Raw genomic sequence first — 15011 nt, 5'->3', positions numbered from 1 at the left:
GCTTGCAAGCCTGTGCTGACCTTTACTCCCCCGTGCCGGCGAACGCCGTGACGATTTCCTCGATCACCGCGCGCACCCGTGCGGTGTGACGCAGGTCGGCGTGGGTCACCAGCCACACGTCATACGGCAACGGCCGTACACGCTGCGGCCACAGGCGCACCAGGCCGTCGCGTTCGCCGGTGCACACCGGGATCTCACCGATGCCCAGCCCGGCCGCGATGGCGCGGCGCACCAACAGGCTGGAACTCAACGCCGCGACGATGCGCCCCCGGCCCAAAGGTTCGCTGACCAGCGTCAGGTCCTTGTGGGTTTGCAGGTAGGGTTGGTAGACCACCAGGTCGTGGCCGTCGAACAGGCCGCCCGGCTCAGGGCTGCCGTGGCGCTCGATATAGGCCTGCGACGCAAACAGCCCCACCGGCCAACGGGCGATGCGCCGGGCGATCAGATCGGGATTGTCGGGACGGGTATTGCGCACGGCGATATCGGCTTCGCGCTTGGCCAGGCTGAGGATCTGGGTGGAGGCGTCCAATTGCACGCGCACATCCGGGTGCTTGCCGTGCAGGCTGGCGATGGCCGGGATCAGGAAATCGATGGCCAGGGAGTCAGTGGTGCTGACCCGCACGATACCGGTCAGGCGGTCGTCCAGGCCTTGGATCTGGCGCTCCAGGTCCAGGGCCGAGCGCTCCATTTTTTCCACCGAGTGCAGCGCGGCCTCGCCCACGGCGGTCAGCGCATAGCCTTCGGAGGTGCGCAGGAACAAGGTCGCGCTCAAGGATTTTTCCAGGGCATTGATCCGCCGCCCGACCGTGGCCTGATCCACCCCCAACACCCGTGCGGCACCGCGCAATGTGGACTCGCGGCATACCGCCAGGAAAACCCTCGCATCATCCCAATTCATCTCCGCTCCCGCTGCATATATGCATCATCGTGCCGTGTAATCGCTGCATTATTGCACCTTCAATCCTGGATATGCTGGGCACCGGAAAAAAATCCTCAGGATCGCCATCATGCACGACACCCCACCCCGCAGCGCTGTCTGGCTGCCGATCTTCGCCGGTTTGTGCGCCAGCCTGGTCAGCATCGGCCTGGCGCGCTTTGCCTACACCCCGTTGATTCCTTCGTTGATCCAGGCCCATTGGTTCAGCGCCAGCGATGTGGTGTACCTCGGCGCCGCCAACCTGGTCGGCTACTTGATCGGCGCGTTGATCGGTCGGCCCATCGCTCAGCGCACCTCCAACAAAACCGCCCTGCGCCTGATGATGGTGGCGGTGACCCTGGCGTTTTTTGCCTGTGGTTTTCCGCTGTCGCTGACCTGGTTCTTCGGCTGGCGCCTGCTGTCGGGCATCGCCGGCGGCGCGATCATGGTACTGGTGGCCGCGACCGTGCTGCCGCATGTTCCCGTCGCGCGCCGGGGCCTGGCCAGTGGTGCGATTTTTCTCGGGATCGGCCTGGGCATTGCCGGTTCCGGCACGCTGGTGCCGCCGCTGTTGAGCCTTGGCCTTGCGCAAACCTGGTTCGGCCTCGGCCTGCTGGCCGTGGCGCTGACGGCCGCCAGCTGGTGTGCCTGGCCCAGTGGCACGCCGCAGCAAGCGCCGACGCCATCGGGCGTCTCTGCGCCCACACCGCCGGGCGTCTATCTGCTGTTTGCGCAATACGCCTTTATGGCTGCGGGCCTGGTGCCGGCGATGGTGTTCCTGGTCGACTACGTGGCCCGGGGCTTGGGTGCCGGGGCGCATGTGGGGGCGATGATCTGGGTGATGTACGGCCTGGGTTCGATTGCGGGGCCGGTGACCTACGGTTTTCTGGCGGATACGCTGGGCGCGCGCTTGAGTATCCGCCTGGTGCTGGTGGTGCAGGCCATCGCGGTGGGTGCATTGGCAATGGCGAGTGACTTCATGGCCCTCGCCACCCTGGCGGTGATCCTCGGTTCGTTCCCGCCAGGCATCGTGCCGCTGGCGCTGGCGCGGGTGCACGAGCTGATCCCCAACCATCACCAGCAACAAGTGGCCTGGAGCCGCGCGACCGTCTCCTTTGCCACGTTCCAGGCGATTGCAGGCTTTGCCTATTCGGCGCTGTTCAATCTCAGCGGCGGCCAGCATGCTCTGTTGTTCGTAATCGCCGCCGTGGCAATCGTGGTTGCGCTGGCGCTGGAACTGGGCATGATCCTGCTGAACCGCCGACCGCTCGATACGGTCCCAACCCATACGCTCATCGCTGCAGGTACTCTCAAATGACGCTTCCCAACGACATGACCCTGATTGAAATCACCACCCCTGGCGACCCGGATGTGCTGCAACCGCGCCAGGTCGACGTGCCGGTGGCCGGCCCCGGCGAGATCCTGATTCGCGTGCACGCCGCCGGGGTCAACCGCCCCGACGCCCTACAACGTGCCGGCAAGTACCCGATGAAACCCGGCATGAGCCCGTACCCCGGCCTGGAAGTGGCCGGTGAAGTGGCGGCATTGGGCGACGGTGTGTCGGCGTTCAAACTGGGTGACAAGGTGTGCGCGCTGACCAACGGCGGCGGCTACGCGCAGTATTGCGCGGTGCCTGCCGGCCAGGCGCTGCCGGTCCCCAAGGGCATGGACTGGATTCAGGCCGCTGCGGTGCCGGAAACTTTCTTCACCGTGTGGGCCAACCTGTTCGGCCTCGGTGATGCGCACACCGGCCAGCGCGTGCTGATCCATGGCGGCACCAGTGGCATCGGCACCACCGCGCTGATGCTGTGCCGCGAGTTCGGTATACAGGCCTTCGCCACCGCCGGCAGCGCCGACAAATGCGCGGCCATTGCCAAGTTGGGTGGGGAGCCGATCAATTACCGCGAGCAGGACTTCGCCGAGGTCATCAGCCAACAGACCGACGGCAAGGGCGTGGACGTGATCCTCGACATCATGGGCGGCTCGTACCTCAACAACAACCTCAAGGCCCTGGCCATGGACGGGCATCTGGTGATGCTGGGTTTCCTCGGCGGCGCCAGGGCCAATGACGTTGACCTGCTGACCATCCTCGGCAAGCGCGCGGTGATCACCGGCTCGCTGCTGCGCGCGCGCACCCGTGAAGAAAAAGCCGCGATCGCCGAACAACTGCGCGAGTACATCTGGCCGGTACTGGAGGCCGGGCGCTGCCTGCCGATCATCGACAAGGTCTATGCCTACACCGACGCGGCCCAGGCCCATGCGCGGATGGAGGGTGGGGATCATATTGGCAAGATTGTGTTGCAAGTCAGCTGACCTGACAGCCCCCGACGGCTCAAGGGGTTGAGGTGCTTGGCCTCAAGCCCGGCCTTGTGAAAATCTCAAACCAAATGGAGTTTCCCTGTGGGGGCCGCGTGTTTATCCGGGGTACGTGGGGTAGTCGGTATAGCCCACTGCCCCGCCGCCATACATGCCCTCTTCCCGCAGTGGGTTCAGCGGCCAGCCGTTGAACAAGCGTTGCGGCAGGTCTGGGTTGGCAATGAACGGTCGCCCGAACGCGATCAAATCCGCCAGCCCCGCGTCCACCAGTTTGGCAGCGCGTTCAGCGGTGTAGCGCCCGGCGTAGATAATGCGCCCGCTGAAGGTGCTGCGTACGGCTTCACGGAAGCTGTCGGGCAGCACGGGCGCGTTGTCCCAATCGGCCTCGGCGATGGAGACATAGGCAATGCCCGAAGCTTGCAGCACCTTGATCGCTTCGATATAGGTGTGGTGCGGGTCTTCTTCCACCAGGCCGATGTAGACGCGGTCCTCGTCGGTGCCGCTGAACAACGGTGAAAAACGCACGCCCAGGCGTTCCGGCCCGACCACCTTGCACACGGCTTCGACGATCTCGCGCAGAAAGCGCAGGCGGTTTTCCAGGGAGCCGCCGTATTCATCATCACGGGTGTTGGAATGGGCGGAGATGAACTGGTTGACCAGGTAACCATTGGCCGCGTGGATTTCCACCCCGTCGAACCCTGCGTCCAGCGCATTGCGTGCCGCTTGTGCGTAGTACCCGACCAGTTCCTCGATCTCCAGCACGGCCAAGGCACGCGGCACGGGTGGCGGCATCAATTCTCCAACCCCAGCACCGGTTTCAATAAAGGCCTTGGCCTGCAACGCCGGCAGCGCGGAAGGCGCCACCGGTGCGGCGCCGCCCGGCTGCAAGGCGTTATGGGACACCCGCCCCACATGCCACAACTGAGCGAAGATCACCCCGCCTTCGGCATGCACCGCGTCGGTGACCTTGCGCCAGCCATTGATCTGCGCCGGGGTGTAGATGCCCGGTGTCCACGCATAACCCTGGCCACGCGGTTCGATCTGCGTGCCCTCGCTGATCATGAAACCGGCGCCGGCGCGCTGGCGGTAATACTCGGCCATCAGGTCGGTGGCGATATCACCGGGTTGCGCGCTGCGCTGACGGGTCAACGGTGGCAGCACCACGCGGTTGTTCAAGGTGCGGTGCCCCAGCTTTACCGGGGTGTTCAAAATACGGTCATTCATAGCGGATCTACCAAATTCAGGACGAGTAAACGCATTGGCGGCCCGTTTGGGTCGCCAATGAATGGAGCGGTCAGTCAGGTCAAGCGGTGAGTTTCAGCAGGGCCTTGGCCACCTCGCTGGAACTGCCGGGGTTCTGCCCGGTGACCAGCAGGCCATCGACGATCACGAAGGACTGCCAATCGGCACCCTTCTCGTACTGGCCGCCCAACTGCTTGAATTCATCTTCAATCAGGAACGGCACCACCTTAGTCAGGCCGACCGCTTCCTCTTCCGAGTTGGAGAAGCCGGTAACGCGACGGCCCTTGATCAACGGCTCGCCGTTGACCGCCTTGACGTGACGCAAGGCGCCCGGCGCGTGGCAGACAAAACCAACCGGCTTGCCGGCACGCTCAAACGCTTCGATCAGCGCGATGGACACCGGCGACTCCGCCAGGTCCCACAGCGGGCCGTGGCCGCCTGGGTAGAACACGGTGTCGAAGTCGTCGGCGTTGACTGTGTCCAGCTTCACCGTGGTGGCCAGGGCCTGCTGCGCGGCCGGGTCCTTGCCAAAGCGCTCAGTCTGCTCGGTTTGCGCATCCGGCTCATCGCTCTTAGGGTCCAACGGAGGCTGGCCACCGGCAGGGGATGCCAGCACCACCTCGGCACCGGCGCCCTTGAACACGTAATAGGGAGCGGCAAACTCTTCGAGCCAGAAACCGGTCTTGCGCCCGGTATCGCCAAGCTGGTCGTGAGAGGTCAGTACCATTAATACTTTCATGTTCCAGTGCCTCGATCAGTGAATGTCAGTGTGTTCAGGGTGACCCAAGAGCTGTCGGGTCAGCAGCAGCGCCTCGTCGAAAGGCGCGGGTGTACGGGTGATCTTGCTCATCACGCTGGCGCCCAGCCATAACGCGTAAAGCTGAGGGGCCAGTTGTTGTGCGCTGTGCCCAAGGTTCAGCGAGCCTTCGTCGACGCCACGTTGCAGGGCTATCGCCAGCAGTTCGATGGTGCGTGACGTACCGCGCTGCAACGCCAAACGCATCGGCTCTGAAAGATCGGACACCTCGGCACCCAGTTTGACGGCAAGGCATTTACCCGCGTCGGTGCAGCCGGTCTGGTTGTCGGTCCAGGCTTGCCAGTAGCGCATCAACTTGGCGCAGTGGGTCAAACCGGGCTGATCGAACAGTTGCCGCATGCCGCGCACGTAGTTGTCGAAGTAGCTATCGAGCAACACCACGCCGAACGCATCCTTGGAGCTGAAGTAGTGATAAAACGAGCCTTTGGGCACTGCGGCGGCCTGGAGGATTTCGTTCAGGCCCACCGCAGTAAACCCTTTGCGGCCGACAAGCACTTGCGCCGTGTCGAGAATGGTCTGCCGTGCACTTTTGGTTTCGCTGTTCATGCTTGATCCCGTCCGATTAGACCAGTCGTCTAGTTCGTTGGGGCCATGTTAGAAGCCGCGCCGGACGCTCACAATGTCAGATGCGCAAGGATTACGGACATGCCGCGAAGTCGGTTGCCGTTTGCCAGGCACGCGCCGACAATCGCCTCTCCCGACCGCTTGGAGAATGATGATGCACAGCGTTGCGCTGATGGTTTACCCGAACTTCCAGTCGCTGAGCCTCAGCCTGGGCTCGGTGTTCGAGTGCGCCAACCTGCTGCGTGGCGAGCCGGCTTATGAGTTCCACCTGGTGTCGGAATGCGGCGGCGCGGTGATGTCGTCCCTGGGGTTTTCGGTGAATACCTCAGCGGTTCGGCCCGAGGGCTATGACACGCTGATCGTCAGCGGCTACCTGGAATTTCGCCTGCCAGAGGCCAACCTGCTGGAGCTGGTCAAGGCCGCTTCGGCCCAGTCGCGCCGGGTCGCCTCACTGTGCATGGGCATCTTTGTCCTGGCCGACGCCGGCTTGCTGGAAGGCAAGCGCACCACCACCCATTGGATTCACGCGCCGGCATTTCGCAAGCGCTACCCGGCCATTCGCCTGGAAGAAGACAAACTGTTCGTCGTGGATGGCCAGGTGTGGACCGGCGCCGGCATGAGCGCCGGTGTGGACCTGGCGCTGGCCATGGTGGAGAACGACCTGGGCAGTGATTTGGCCCGGCGCATTGCGCGCAAACTGGTGATCGCCCAGCGCCGCGGCAGCGAGCAGTCGCAATTGTCGGCGCTGCTGGAACTGGACCCCAAGTCCGACCGCGTCCAACTGGCCCTGGCCTATGCCCGCGAAAACCTCACGCATGACCTGTCGGTGGAAGCCCTGGCCGATGTCGCGCGACTGAGCCCGCGCCAGTTCAGCCGGGTGTTTCGCGAAGAAACCGGGCAAACCCCGGCCAAGGCCATCGAAGCCCTGCGCGTGGAGGCCGCGCGGGCGATGATGGAAACCAGCCGTCATCCGGTTGAAGTGGTGGCGCGTGAAACCGGCTTTGGCGACCGCGAACGCATGCGCCAGGCGTTTCTACGCGCGTTCGGCCAACCGCCGCAGGCGATGCAGCAGGCGTTTAATGCAACGCCGCACGGGTGATCAGGTAACTCACCAACTGCGGCTCATCCTCAAGCTCGATGGCGTGCACCGGGCGCGGCAGGTTATCCAGCACCGTGCGCCAGAACGCTTGGGACACTTCGTCCTGGTCATAAAAACGCACCAGCCAATCGGCCTCGCCGCTGCACAGCACCTGGCTGGCGATGGCGCGGCCGATGCCTTTGCGGCGGTAGCGCTTGAGGATGAACAGGTCGGCCAGCTCCAGGGCGTCGACGCCAGGGACTTCACTGTCTTCGATCAACAGGAAACCGGCGATGAAACCATCGACCAGCAGCAGGTTGGCGCTCCAACGCGGGTCCTGCCAGTAGCGGGCCAGGTGTTCGTCGTGGATGTAGAAACGGCCGTCGGCCTCGACATCCTCCTGCTCCCAGTCCGAGGATTCATAAGCGTAGTACTGGTAAAGATTGCGGATCAGTTGGGCCTCTTCAGGGCCGGTCTGGATCAGTTCGACAGTGGTTTCAGGCATGGGGCTCTCGGTGAAAAATGCACGGCGACATTGTTCACAAATCGGCGGAACAGTCCAATACAGCGGCGAACCTTTCTACTTGCTGAACCGATTGCAAATAGCCGTGCCCTGCTGCCGAAGCGCTGAAACATTTCGAATAGACTTCGCCGAAATCCCCCTTTCTCAAGGACATGTATTTTGACGAACGTCTGTTCCGCCGGCCTGGATGTGGGCTTTGCGTCCCTGGATTATTTGCAGATCTTTATCCTGGGGGTGATCCAGGGCATCACCGAATTGTTGCCGGTGTCCTCTACCGCCCATATGCGCGTGGTGCCCGCCCTGCTTGGCTGGCAAGACCCCGGCTCGGCGTTTTCGGCGGCCATGCAGTTGGCGGCGCTGGCGGCGGTGGTGAGTTACTTCTGGCGCGACGTACGCCAGGTGACCACCGGCAGCATCGGCGCGGTGCGCCGAGGTGACTATAACGACCGCTGGTTCAAGCTGGCGGTGGCGATCGTTTTGGCGACTATCCCCATCTGCATCGCCGGGCTGGCACTGTCTTCGACCTTGAATGCCTGCAACTCGCCCTTGCGCGGGTTGATGGTGATCGGCATTTCCTGCCTGGTGATGGCGGTGTTGCTGGCAGCGGCCGAGCTGCGGGCACGGCACACCCGCGAGGTGGGCCAGATGCGCCTGCGGGATGCATTGATCGTGGGTATCGCGCAGATTGGTGCGTTGATTCCCGGGGTGTCGCGTTCCGGCTCCACACTGACCGCCGCGCTGTTCCTGAACTTCAAGCGTGAAGAAGCCGCGCGCTTTTCGTTCCTGCTGGGCCTGCCGGCCATCGCCCTCGCCGGTTTGAAAGAACTCTGGGTGTTGTTGCACGCCGACCTGCCGGTCCACGCCTGGCCGCATCTGCTGTTCGGGCTGGTGGTGGCGAGCGTCTCGGCGTTCTTTGCGATCTGGGGGCTGATGAAATTTCTGGAGCGCTTCTCGACCTGGCCGTTCGTGATCTACCGCGCGCTGCTGGGGGTGTTCCTGATTGTCGCGGTCAGCACCGGACTGCTGCCAGGGTAGTGGCTCTTTTGAGTCATGTGCTCTTCAGCCCCTCGTTTGGCACTCGCTCCACACCTGACGTATCAGTGCTTTGAGCCTCAACGCCTCGGCCCAGCGATCGCTGATCTCACGCCCATCCGCGCCGGTAATCGCATAAGGCGGCGGGCCCAGTTCGCAGGTGAACGACAAACTCCGCGGGGTATCAGCCCGGGCCAGCCAGTCGTCGATGCCGTAGCGCCACCAACCGGTAAAGCGCTCGACCCAGGCGTGGTGCTGGGGAAACTCAAGCGATACCTGCACCTGCTCGCTGCTGGCCACGCGCCCATGGAAGCCCCAGCTGTGACGCAGGATGGTGCGGATCTGTTCATCGTCCTCAACGGTGCCCGGCTCCGGCAACTCACGCCCGACAACATAGTGCGACAGGTCGGCGAGCAGCTTCAGGTCGGGCATTTGCGCCAGCAGGTCGAGGGTGAACAGCAGGTCGTTGGTCAGCCGATAGCGGTGAGTTTCCAGCAGCACCGGAAAGTCCACCTGTTCGGCCAGGCGTTGCCAGCCTTCGACCAGCCGGGCGGCTTCGGCCTGGGTGCGCGGGCGCACGTCGGCTTGCAGCGTGAGGTGGTGGCAGCCATAACCGCTGATCACATCCAGCGCGGCGGCCAGGTCGTCCACCGTTTGCGGGAACAACTGGCCTTCGACCTGTAAGCCCCGCGATGTGGCGGCGGCGTGCAAGCGCGCCACCTCGGCGGGCCGCCAATAGTGATCGGTGATGCCGTCGAAGCCGGCGGCGGCGATTCGGTCCAGCTGCGCTTCGAGCGGACCGGGTTCGGTTTGCATGGCCCACAGCGATTGAAATACCAGCAATTGGCGCATCGTCAGCCTCGCAGTAACTGTTTAAGGGGCAACTCAGGGTCAGCCAGATGGGCCGCGGTGAGCGGGATCCGAGCACTGATCAGGCGTTCGCACAGCTTGATGTCCTTGGCCACGCTGTTGCCGATGCCCCAGCCGCAGGCACCTTGCAAATGGCCCTCGGTATCGAGGTAAAACAGCAGCAGACCGCCGGCCGGCAGTACGCGACCGGCCGTCGTCGCGGTCATCACGCCCACCGTCTGCAGGCCCCAGTCGTATTGGTCGGACCAGAAACCGGGGATCGCGTCAAAAGCCACTTCACGGCCCAACAGATTCAGCGCCGCATGCCGCCCCTGCGCCTCGGCGTTACGCCAGGTTTCCTGGCGTTGATACTCGCCCCCCTGGCGAAACTCACAGACATCGCCGGCCGCATAGATGTTCGGCGCGCTGGTCCGCAGGTAGGCATCCACGCGAATGCCCTGCCCGACCTCCAACCCTGCGTTGGCAGCCAGTTCGAGATTGGGTTGCATACCGATGCCCACCACCACCAGGTCACAGGGCAACATCTGCCCGTCGACCAATTGCACGGCATCGTCATGGATGGTTTCCAGTGCCACATTCAAACGAACATCGACCCCTTGGCCGCGATGCAGGTCCAACAATGCCTGGCTGATCACCGGCGGCAACACCCGGCCCGCCAGGCGCGGCCCGGCTTCGAGCACGCTGACCTCACAGCCCAGGCTTCTAGCGCTCGCGGCGACCTCTAGGCCGATAAACCCGCCGCCGACAATCACCAGCCGCGTGCCCGGACGCAAGGCACTGCGCAGGGTCAGGGCTTCATCATGGGTGCGCAGGTAAAGCACGTTGGCCTGCGCTTGAGGCAAACGCCGCGCCCTGCCGCCGGTGGCCAGCAGCAACCCGGCATAGGCCAGCCATTGGCCGTCGGCGAGTTGCAGCCGCTGTTGCCGTGGCTGCAACTGGGTCACCGGGTTCCCGGCGATATGTTCGATATTCAACTCAGCCATCCGTGCGCTGTCGCACAGGCTGCAACCGGCCAGGTCCGCGGTGCCCTGCAGCAACCCCTTGGACAGCGGCGGTCGTTCATAGGGCAAGTGCGGTTCGTCGCCGATCAGGATCAGGCGCCCGGTATACCCTTCTTCGCGCAGGGTCAGCGCCGCACGGCCGCCGGCATGGCCGGCGCCGACGATGATCATGGGTGCGCTGATCATCACGCCGTGACCGCGAGCAATACCCGCCCCGCTTCAACGCGCACCGGGTAGGTCTTGAGGTTGACGCACACCGGCGCGCCGAGGGCCTTGCCCGAGCGGTAGTCGAAGCGCCCGTTGTGCTTGGGGCACTCGACCACATGGTCCATCACCAGGCCATCGGCGAGGTGGATTTTCTCGTGGGTGCACAGGCCGGCTGTGGCAAAAAATTCATTGTCGGCGGAGCGGAACACCGCGTAGGTGTGGGCACCGTGATCGAAGCGCAGCACGTCTTCTTCGTCTATTTCGCCCACGGCGCAGACGTCGATCCATTGATCGTTCATGGCGTTATCTCTTGTTTTAAGGAGGATTAGCTAACAGCAGCTTCTGCATGTGTCGGGGCACTGGCAGCCGGTTCTGCCTGGGGGCGAATCGGCCGCTGCACGAAATACGTCGGGTCGCGGCGCTGCTTCAGGATCGTCGGGATGATCTCTTTGTAAGCCTCGAACAGATTGGCGTAGGGCGGCGGGCAGTCGTTGCGGATCTCTTCGTGCAACTGCGCCAGGGCGTGGTACGGCACCATTGGGTACATGTGGTGCTCAAGGTGGTAATTCATGTTCATGTAGATAAAACGCAGCACGCGGTTCATGTAGATGGTGCGGCAGTTGCTGCGGTGGTCGAGCACGTCTTCGGCCAGGCCCACGTGCTGGGTCAGGCCGAACACGTAGCCGAGCCAGGCGCCATAAATACTCGGCAGGCCCACCAGCATCAGCGGCAGCCAGCTGTGCAGGTACAACGCCGTGCCGATGAGCAGCGCATATATACCCACCCAGATCCGCGCGGCGCGGTACACCTTGGGCCACTCCGATTCAGGGATAAAGTCCTGCTCCTGGGCGCTCATTTGGCCGACGGCATGGCGCGCCACACCGCTGAAGGTTTTCCAGGCGAGGGGCAGATTGAACAGGCTGAGAAACATCATCCACAGACTCGGCGGGCGCGGCTCGACGATCTCCGGGTCGCGGCCGACCACGATGGTGTCGGTGTGGTGACGGGCATGGCTCCAGCGCCATACATGCGGTTCGAAAATGCACATGAAGCAGGCGACCTGGTACAGCACGTCATTCATCCAGCGGGTCTTGAACGCGGTGCCGTGGCCGGTTTCGTGCCAGCGCGGGTTGGAGGCGGTGCCGTATAACACGCCATAGGCGAGGAAGAACGGCACGCAGGCCCACGAGCCCCAGAACCAATAGCCGCCAAAGCCGGTGGCAAACAGCGCGATCACCCAGATGGCGGTGTCGAGCAGCGCCGGGCCGTCTCGGCGTTGCATGAGTTCTTTCATGCGTTTACGGGAAATCGGCGACTGGTACCAACTGGCCGAGACCAGGCCTTTTTCGGCCGCGCGGGCAGCTTCGGGGCCGGTCAGGCTGTAGTCGCGCCGGGCGGTTTGGGCGGTGTGTTCAGGCATTGTTATTGTTCTCCGCAAGCGAAAAGTTTCAGATGCGTTGCGAGACCCACCATAGAGTGCGGCCAAATCCCCCTCAAGGCCTTGAATCCATTCCCTATCAAGCTATCATCCAGGCCCAGCGGGACTTGATAGTTTTCTATCAAGACGCACAAGGGGCCAGCCATGCACACCACCAAACGCCCAACCATCGCCACCGTGGCCGCCCAGGCGGGCCTCAGTGTGGCCACCGTCGACCGCGTATTGAACGCGCGAGCGCCGGTGAACCCGGACACCGCCGAACAGGTGTTCCAGGCCGCCGAAGCCGTGGGCTACTTTGCCGCGCGGCTGATCGGCCAACGCATTCGCGAACGCCGCCCCACCTACCGCTTCGGCATCCTGCTGCTGGGCACGGCGCAGGCGTTCTATGCGAACCTGGCGCAGTCGATCAGCGACGCCGCAGAGCATCACGCCACGGCCAACCTCAGTTGCCAATTCGAATACATCAACGACCGCACCCCAAGCGCCATCGTCGCGCAGATCGAACAATTGGCCGTGCAGTGCGACGCCCTCGCGGTGGTCAGCTTTGCCCACCCGCTGATCAATGCGTGCCTGGCCCAGATCCGCGCGGCCGGCGTGCCGGTGGTGGCGCTGCTTTCGGATATTCATGAGCAGGCCCTGGAACCCTACGTGGGCCAGGACAACCACGTGGTCGGGCGCACCATGGGCTGGTTGCTCGCACGCACGTGCGGCGCGCGCAAAGGCAGCGTGGGGATCCTGCTCGGCGGCCATCGCTTCCTCGGCCACCAGGCACGGGTCGAAGGCCTGCACAGCTACCTGGCCGAACACGCGCCGGGGCTCAAGCCGCTGGAACCGCTGATCAACCTGGACAACTGCGACATTACCGAAGAAGCCACCCTCGACCTGATCAGCCGCCACACCGACCTGCGCGGCCTGTGCGTGGTGGGCGGCGGTGGCGACGGCATTATCAGCGCCCTGGCGCAACTGCCCAAGCGGCCCGCGCTGTGCTGCATTTTGCAGGAGTCCACCGAATTGTCACGCCAGGCGTTGAGCCAGGGCCTGATCGATGTGGTGATGGACTCGCAACCGCGCCAGACGGCGCTGGTACTGGTGCAGTTGCTGGTGGAGTTGCAGAGTGCCGAGGGGTTCGATGCGCTGCGGCATCGGGTGCATATAGCGCCGCAGATTGTTACCTCCGAGAATCTTTAGCGCGCCCGGCACTCGACCTTCAACCCGCCCTCCTCCTGCTCGTGGGTTTCAATCACTACCGGCAGGAAGCGGCAGATCACCGCCATATTGCTGTGCAGATGGTCGCTCATCTGCGGCGTGGTAAAACTGCCACCGCCCGCCAATGCCATCGGTAACAGCAGTTGATCGGCCAGGTGTTCGCCGACCGCCGTGTCGCTGGCCAGCCATTGCAGGGCCTGGTTGATCGCCTCATCGGCCACGGTTTCGGCGCGAACCCTGGCCATGCCAAAGGCGCTGAACACTTCGGTGACGTGCTCGTGTGTGTACTCCAGCATCAGCACATTGCCCGGGCCTTGATCGGGGTCTATCTCGACCGCAGACAACTGCTCCAGGCTGAAGTCCAGTCGCTGGCGTACGCGCTTGAACTCACGCTCGCTCACCTGGGGGGGCAGGCCGGCGCTCAGCGTGGTCGCCCGCGCTTGCAGCAATGTGCCACGCTGCATCAGGTGCAACGGCGCCAGTTCGCCGGGCTGGATAAACGCCTGCAACTCGCCGCCACCGGCCGGGACGAAACCATGCCGGAGCAGCGTCAACTCGACACGCGCGCCCATGCGCCGCAACAACGGCAACCAGGCACGTTGCAAAAAGTCCACTGGCGGCGCCAGCGGGTTATGAGTGCCGCCGCACAGGGTCACGCGGCTGGCGCCCGGTGCCCGCAACAACGCCGGCAACAGCGTTTGCAACACCAGGGTGCAACTGCCCGCCGTGCCAATCGCAAAGCGGTAGTCGCCGCCCTGAATCGGCCCCGGCGCAAAGCGCAGGGTTTGCGATCCCAGCTCAGCGCCTTCCACCCGCGCGCCACACACCTGGGCTGCGGCCAGCACGGCCGTCAAGTGTTGGCGCATCAACCCCGGGCGGCTGCGCCTGGCGCGGATGTTCCTGATGAGCAACGTCCGCCCGGTTACCATCGACAGGCTCACGCCACTGCGCAATACCTGGCCACCGCCGATGGCACCATCCAGTTCAATCACGTCCTGTTTCATAGTCGTCCTTATGCAAACCGTTTGACCGTGTCCCGCAGGTAGCGGTCCAGTCGTTGCGAGTCTTCCCGAGTGCGTGGCAATACCGGTACCTCGCGTTCCAGCTCAGCCACGATGAAGGCATGCAACGCCGGCCGCCGCGGACCATAAGCCGCCTCACCGGCATTGCGTTTGAGCGCCAGCAATGTCGCCACTTCGTCCAACAGAGGCGCGTCGCTCACCGTGCTCAGCAAGTCGGCGAAGGTCATCGGCGGGCGCCCCAGGCCCAGATCGATCCAGCGCACCGCCAGCAACGGCCGCAGCACGTAGAAGTACTTCTTGAAGCGTACCGTTTCGCCTTGCAGGTAACCGCGAAAGTTCTTCCTGGCCATCGACAGGTAGTGATTACGCGCAGCCGGCGGGCTGTAGAAGGCTTCGGCCAACGCCCGCAACTGCGCGGTGGCCTCGGTTTGCTGGCGATACACCAACGGCGAATCCAGCCACTCCAGTAACGTGGGATTGGATTTGCGCAGCAGACCCAAAGTCTTGCGCAGTTCCCAGCCACTCACGTCCAACTCGTCATCCAGCGGACGTTCGATCACGTCGCGCGGCGCATCCACCTGCATGAACCAATCAGGTTTTTCCACATAGACAAAGCGCACATCGTAGTCGCTGTCGGTGGAAGCAAAACCCCAGGCGCGACTGCCGGATTCGCAGGCATACAGCACTTTCACATTGCGCTCGCGCTCTATTCGGTCCAGTTCCTGCGCAACCCGGGCGCGCATGGCGTCGCTCAACGGGTGCCGTTCTTCCCTTTGCAT

At 63.7% G+C, this 15011-nt stretch carries 16 protein-coding genes; 5 read left to right on the top strand and 11 right to left on the bottom strand.

Translation table 11 applies throughout. The features are described 5' to 3' along the window. Window positions 1-22 precede the first annotated feature (22 nt). The gene (locus KSS96_RS12560; protein WP_137220409.1) at window positions 23-898 is read right to left on the bottom strand and encodes a LysR family transcriptional regulator; all 876 of its coding nucleotides are present in this window, start codon (window positions 896-898) and stop codon (window positions 23-25) included. A 109-nt stretch (window positions 899-1007) separates the two neighbouring features. Between KSS96_RS12560 and KSS96_RS12555 the strand changes: the two genes are divergently transcribed. Next, window positions 1008-2234 (top strand): YbfB/YjiJ family MFS transporter, encoded by a 1227-nt coding sequence (locus KSS96_RS12555; protein ID WP_135196941.1) that lies wholly within the window; start codon window positions 1008-1010, stop codon window positions 2232-2234. Further along, complete coding sequence (locus tag KSS96_RS12550; protein WP_017530220.1) at window positions 2231-3229, top strand: NAD(P)H-quinone oxidoreductase; 999 nt, start codon at window positions 2231-2233, stop codon at window positions 3227-3229. The genes KSS96_RS12555 and KSS96_RS12550 overlap by 4 nt, the downstream gene beginning before the upstream one ends. Before the next feature lie 102 nt (window positions 3230-3331). On the opposite strand, the gene KSS96_RS12545 is transcribed toward KSS96_RS12550, so the two are convergent. The 3 genes from KSS96_RS12545 to KSS96_RS12535 all read right to left on the bottom strand — a co-directional run bounded on the left by KSS96_RS12545 (window position 3332) and on the right by KSS96_RS12535 (window position 5837). After that, window positions 3332-4456 carry an alkene reductase gene (locus KSS96_RS12545; protein WP_217856377.1) on the bottom strand — a complete coding sequence of 375 codons (1125 nt, stop codon included), beginning with the start codon at window positions 4454-4456 and terminating at the stop codon, window positions 3332-3334. Window positions 4457-4535: 79 nt separating this feature from the next. Then, a complete protein-coding gene (locus tag KSS96_RS12540; protein WP_068932214.1) occupies window positions 4536-5213 on the bottom strand; it encodes a type 1 glutamine amidotransferase domain-containing protein in 678 nt (225 codons plus the stop codon). Between the two features lie 15 nt (window positions 5214-5228). Then, window positions 5229-5837 carry a TetR/AcrR family transcriptional regulator gene (locus KSS96_RS12535; protein WP_017530217.1) on the bottom strand — a complete coding sequence of 203 codons (609 nt, stop codon included), beginning with the start codon at window positions 5835-5837 and terminating at the stop codon, window positions 5229-5231. A 172-nt stretch (window positions 5838-6009) separates the two neighbouring features. Between KSS96_RS12535 and KSS96_RS12530 the strand changes: the two genes are divergently transcribed. Continuing rightward, entirely contained in the window at window positions 6010-6954 is a 945-nt protein-coding gene (locus tag KSS96_RS12530) for a GlxA family transcriptional regulator (RefSeq protein ID WP_017530216.1), read from the top strand. On the opposite strand, the gene KSS96_RS12525 is transcribed toward KSS96_RS12530, so the two are convergent. Next, the gene (locus tag KSS96_RS12525) at window positions 6932-7438 is read right to left on the bottom strand and encodes a GNAT family N-acetyltransferase (RefSeq protein WP_017530215.1); all 507 of its coding nucleotides are present in this window, start codon (window positions 7436-7438) and stop codon (window positions 6932-6934) included. The genes KSS96_RS12530 and KSS96_RS12525 overlap by 23 nt on opposite strands. A 177-nt stretch (window positions 7439-7615) precedes the next feature. Between KSS96_RS12525 and KSS96_RS12520 the strand changes: the two genes are divergently transcribed. After that, window positions 7616-8491, top strand: coding sequence for an undecaprenyl-diphosphate phosphatase (locus tag KSS96_RS12520; protein WP_217856375.1), 876 nt, complete (start codon window positions 7616-7618; stop codon window positions 8489-8491). A 24-nt stretch (window positions 8492-8515) separates the two neighbouring features. On the opposite strand, the gene KSS96_RS12515 is transcribed toward KSS96_RS12520, so the two are convergent. Genes KSS96_RS12515 through KSS96_RS12500 form a run of 4 tightly spaced genes read right to left on the bottom strand, consistent with a single transcriptional unit; the run spans window position 8516 to window position 11986 of the window. Next, entirely contained in the window at window positions 8516-9340 is an 825-nt protein-coding gene (locus KSS96_RS12515; RefSeq protein ID WP_217856373.1) for a sugar phosphate isomerase/epimerase family protein, read from the bottom strand. Window positions 9341-9342: 2 nt separating this feature from the next. Further along, a complete protein-coding gene (locus KSS96_RS12510; RefSeq protein ID WP_017530212.1) occupies window positions 9343-10545 on the bottom strand; it encodes an NAD(P)/FAD-dependent oxidoreductase in 1203 nt (400 codons plus the stop codon). Further along, the gene (locus KSS96_RS12505; RefSeq protein ID WP_003173381.1) at window positions 10545-10865 is read right to left on the bottom strand and encodes a MocE family 2Fe-2S type ferredoxin; all 321 of its coding nucleotides are present in this window, start codon (window positions 10863-10865) and stop codon (window positions 10545-10547) included. The genes KSS96_RS12510 and KSS96_RS12505 overlap by 1 nt, the downstream gene beginning before the upstream one ends. A 26-nt stretch (window positions 10866-10891) precedes the next feature. Beyond that, a complete protein-coding gene (locus KSS96_RS12500) occupies window positions 10892-11986 on the bottom strand; it encodes a fatty acid desaturase family protein (protein WP_017530211.1) in 1095 nt (364 codons plus the stop codon). A gap of 162 nt (window positions 11987-12148) precedes the next feature. On the opposite strand from KSS96_RS12500, the gene KSS96_RS12495 reads away from it, so the two are divergent. After that, window positions 12149-13192, top strand: a complete 1044-nt coding sequence (locus KSS96_RS12495; RefSeq protein WP_017530209.1) for a LacI family DNA-binding transcriptional regulator — start codon at window positions 12149-12151, stop codon at window positions 13190-13192. Here the strand turns inward: KSS96_RS12495 and rtcA are convergent. Continuing rightward, window positions 13189-14214, bottom strand: a complete 1026-nt coding sequence (gene rtcA / locus KSS96_RS12490; RefSeq protein ID WP_065878524.1) for an RNA 3'-terminal phosphate cyclase — start codon at window positions 14212-14214, stop codon at window positions 13189-13191. The two genes, KSS96_RS12495 and rtcA, sit on opposite strands and share 4 nt — an antisense overlap. A gap of 8 nt (window positions 14215-14222) precedes the next feature. Then, window positions 14223-15011, bottom strand: coding sequence for a nucleotidyltransferase domain-containing protein (locus KSS96_RS12485; protein ID WP_017530207.1), 789 nt, complete (start codon window positions 15009-15011; stop codon window positions 14223-14225).

Source organism: Pseudomonas asgharzadehiana, from assembly GCF_019139815.1.
Classification (GTDB): domain Bacteria; phylum Pseudomonadota; class Gammaproteobacteria; order Pseudomonadales; family Pseudomonadaceae; genus Aquipseudomonas; species Aquipseudomonas asgharzadehiana.
The sequence above is the reverse complement of the archived record's forward strand: the minus strand, read 5'-3'. Positions and strand labels throughout refer to the sequence as shown.

Excerpts from the sequence above, each read along its gene's own strand:
- KSS96_RS12485 (WP_017530207.1), bottom strand. The coding sequence starts at position 15,011 with ATGCAAAGGGAAGAACGGCACCCGTTGAGCGACGCCATGCGCGCCCGG.
- KSS96_RS12555 (WP_135196941.1), top strand. The coding sequence starts at position 1,008 with ATGCACGACACCCCACCCCGCAGCGCTGTCTGGCTGCCGATCTTCGCC.
- KSS96_RS12525 (WP_017530215.1), bottom strand. The coding sequence starts at position 7,438 with ATGCCTGAAACCACTGTCGAACTGATCCAGACCGGCCCTGAAGAGGCC.
- KSS96_RS12540 (WP_068932214.1), bottom strand. The coding sequence starts at position 5,213 with ATGAAAGTATTAATGGTACTGACCTCTCACGACCAGCTTGGCGATACC.
- rtcA (WP_065878524.1), bottom strand. The coding sequence starts at position 14,214 with ATGAAACAGGACGTGATTGAACTGGATGGTGCCATCGGCGGTGGCCAG.
- KSS96_RS12560 (WP_137220409.1), bottom strand. The coding sequence starts at position 898 with ATGAATTGGGATGATGCGAGGGTTTTCCTGGCGGTATGCCGCGAGTCC.
- KSS96_RS12535 (WP_017530217.1), bottom strand. The coding sequence starts at position 5,837 with ATGAACAGCGAAACCAAAAGTGCACGGCAGACCATTCTCGACACGGCG.
- KSS96_RS12530 (WP_017530216.1), top strand. The coding sequence starts at position 6,010 with ATGCACAGCGTTGCGCTGATGGTTTACCCGAACTTCCAGTCGCTGAGC.
- KSS96_RS12505 (WP_003173381.1), bottom strand. The coding sequence starts at position 10,865 with ATGAACGATCAATGGATCGACGTCTGCGCCGTGGGCGAAATAGACGAA.
- KSS96_RS12515 (WP_217856373.1), bottom strand. The coding sequence starts at position 9,340 with ATGCGCCAATTGCTGGTATTTCAATCGCTGTGGGCCATGCAAACCGAA.
- KSS96_RS12495 (WP_017530209.1), top strand. The coding sequence starts at position 12,149 with ATGCACACCACCAAACGCCCAACCATCGCCACCGTGGCCGCCCAGGCG.
- KSS96_RS12545 (WP_217856377.1), bottom strand. The coding sequence starts at position 4,456 with ATGAATGACCGTATTTTGAACACCCCGGTAAAGCTGGGGCACCGCACC.
- KSS96_RS12550 (WP_017530220.1), top strand. The coding sequence starts at position 2,231 with ATGACGCTTCCCAACGACATGACCCTGATTGAAATCACCACCCCTGGC.
- KSS96_RS12500 (WP_017530211.1), bottom strand. The coding sequence starts at position 11,986 with ATGCCTGAACACACCGCCCAAACCGCCCGGCGCGACTACAGCCTGACC.
- KSS96_RS12510 (WP_017530212.1), bottom strand. The coding sequence starts at position 10,545 with ATGATCAGCGCACCCATGATCATCGTCGGCGCCGGCCATGCCGGCGGC.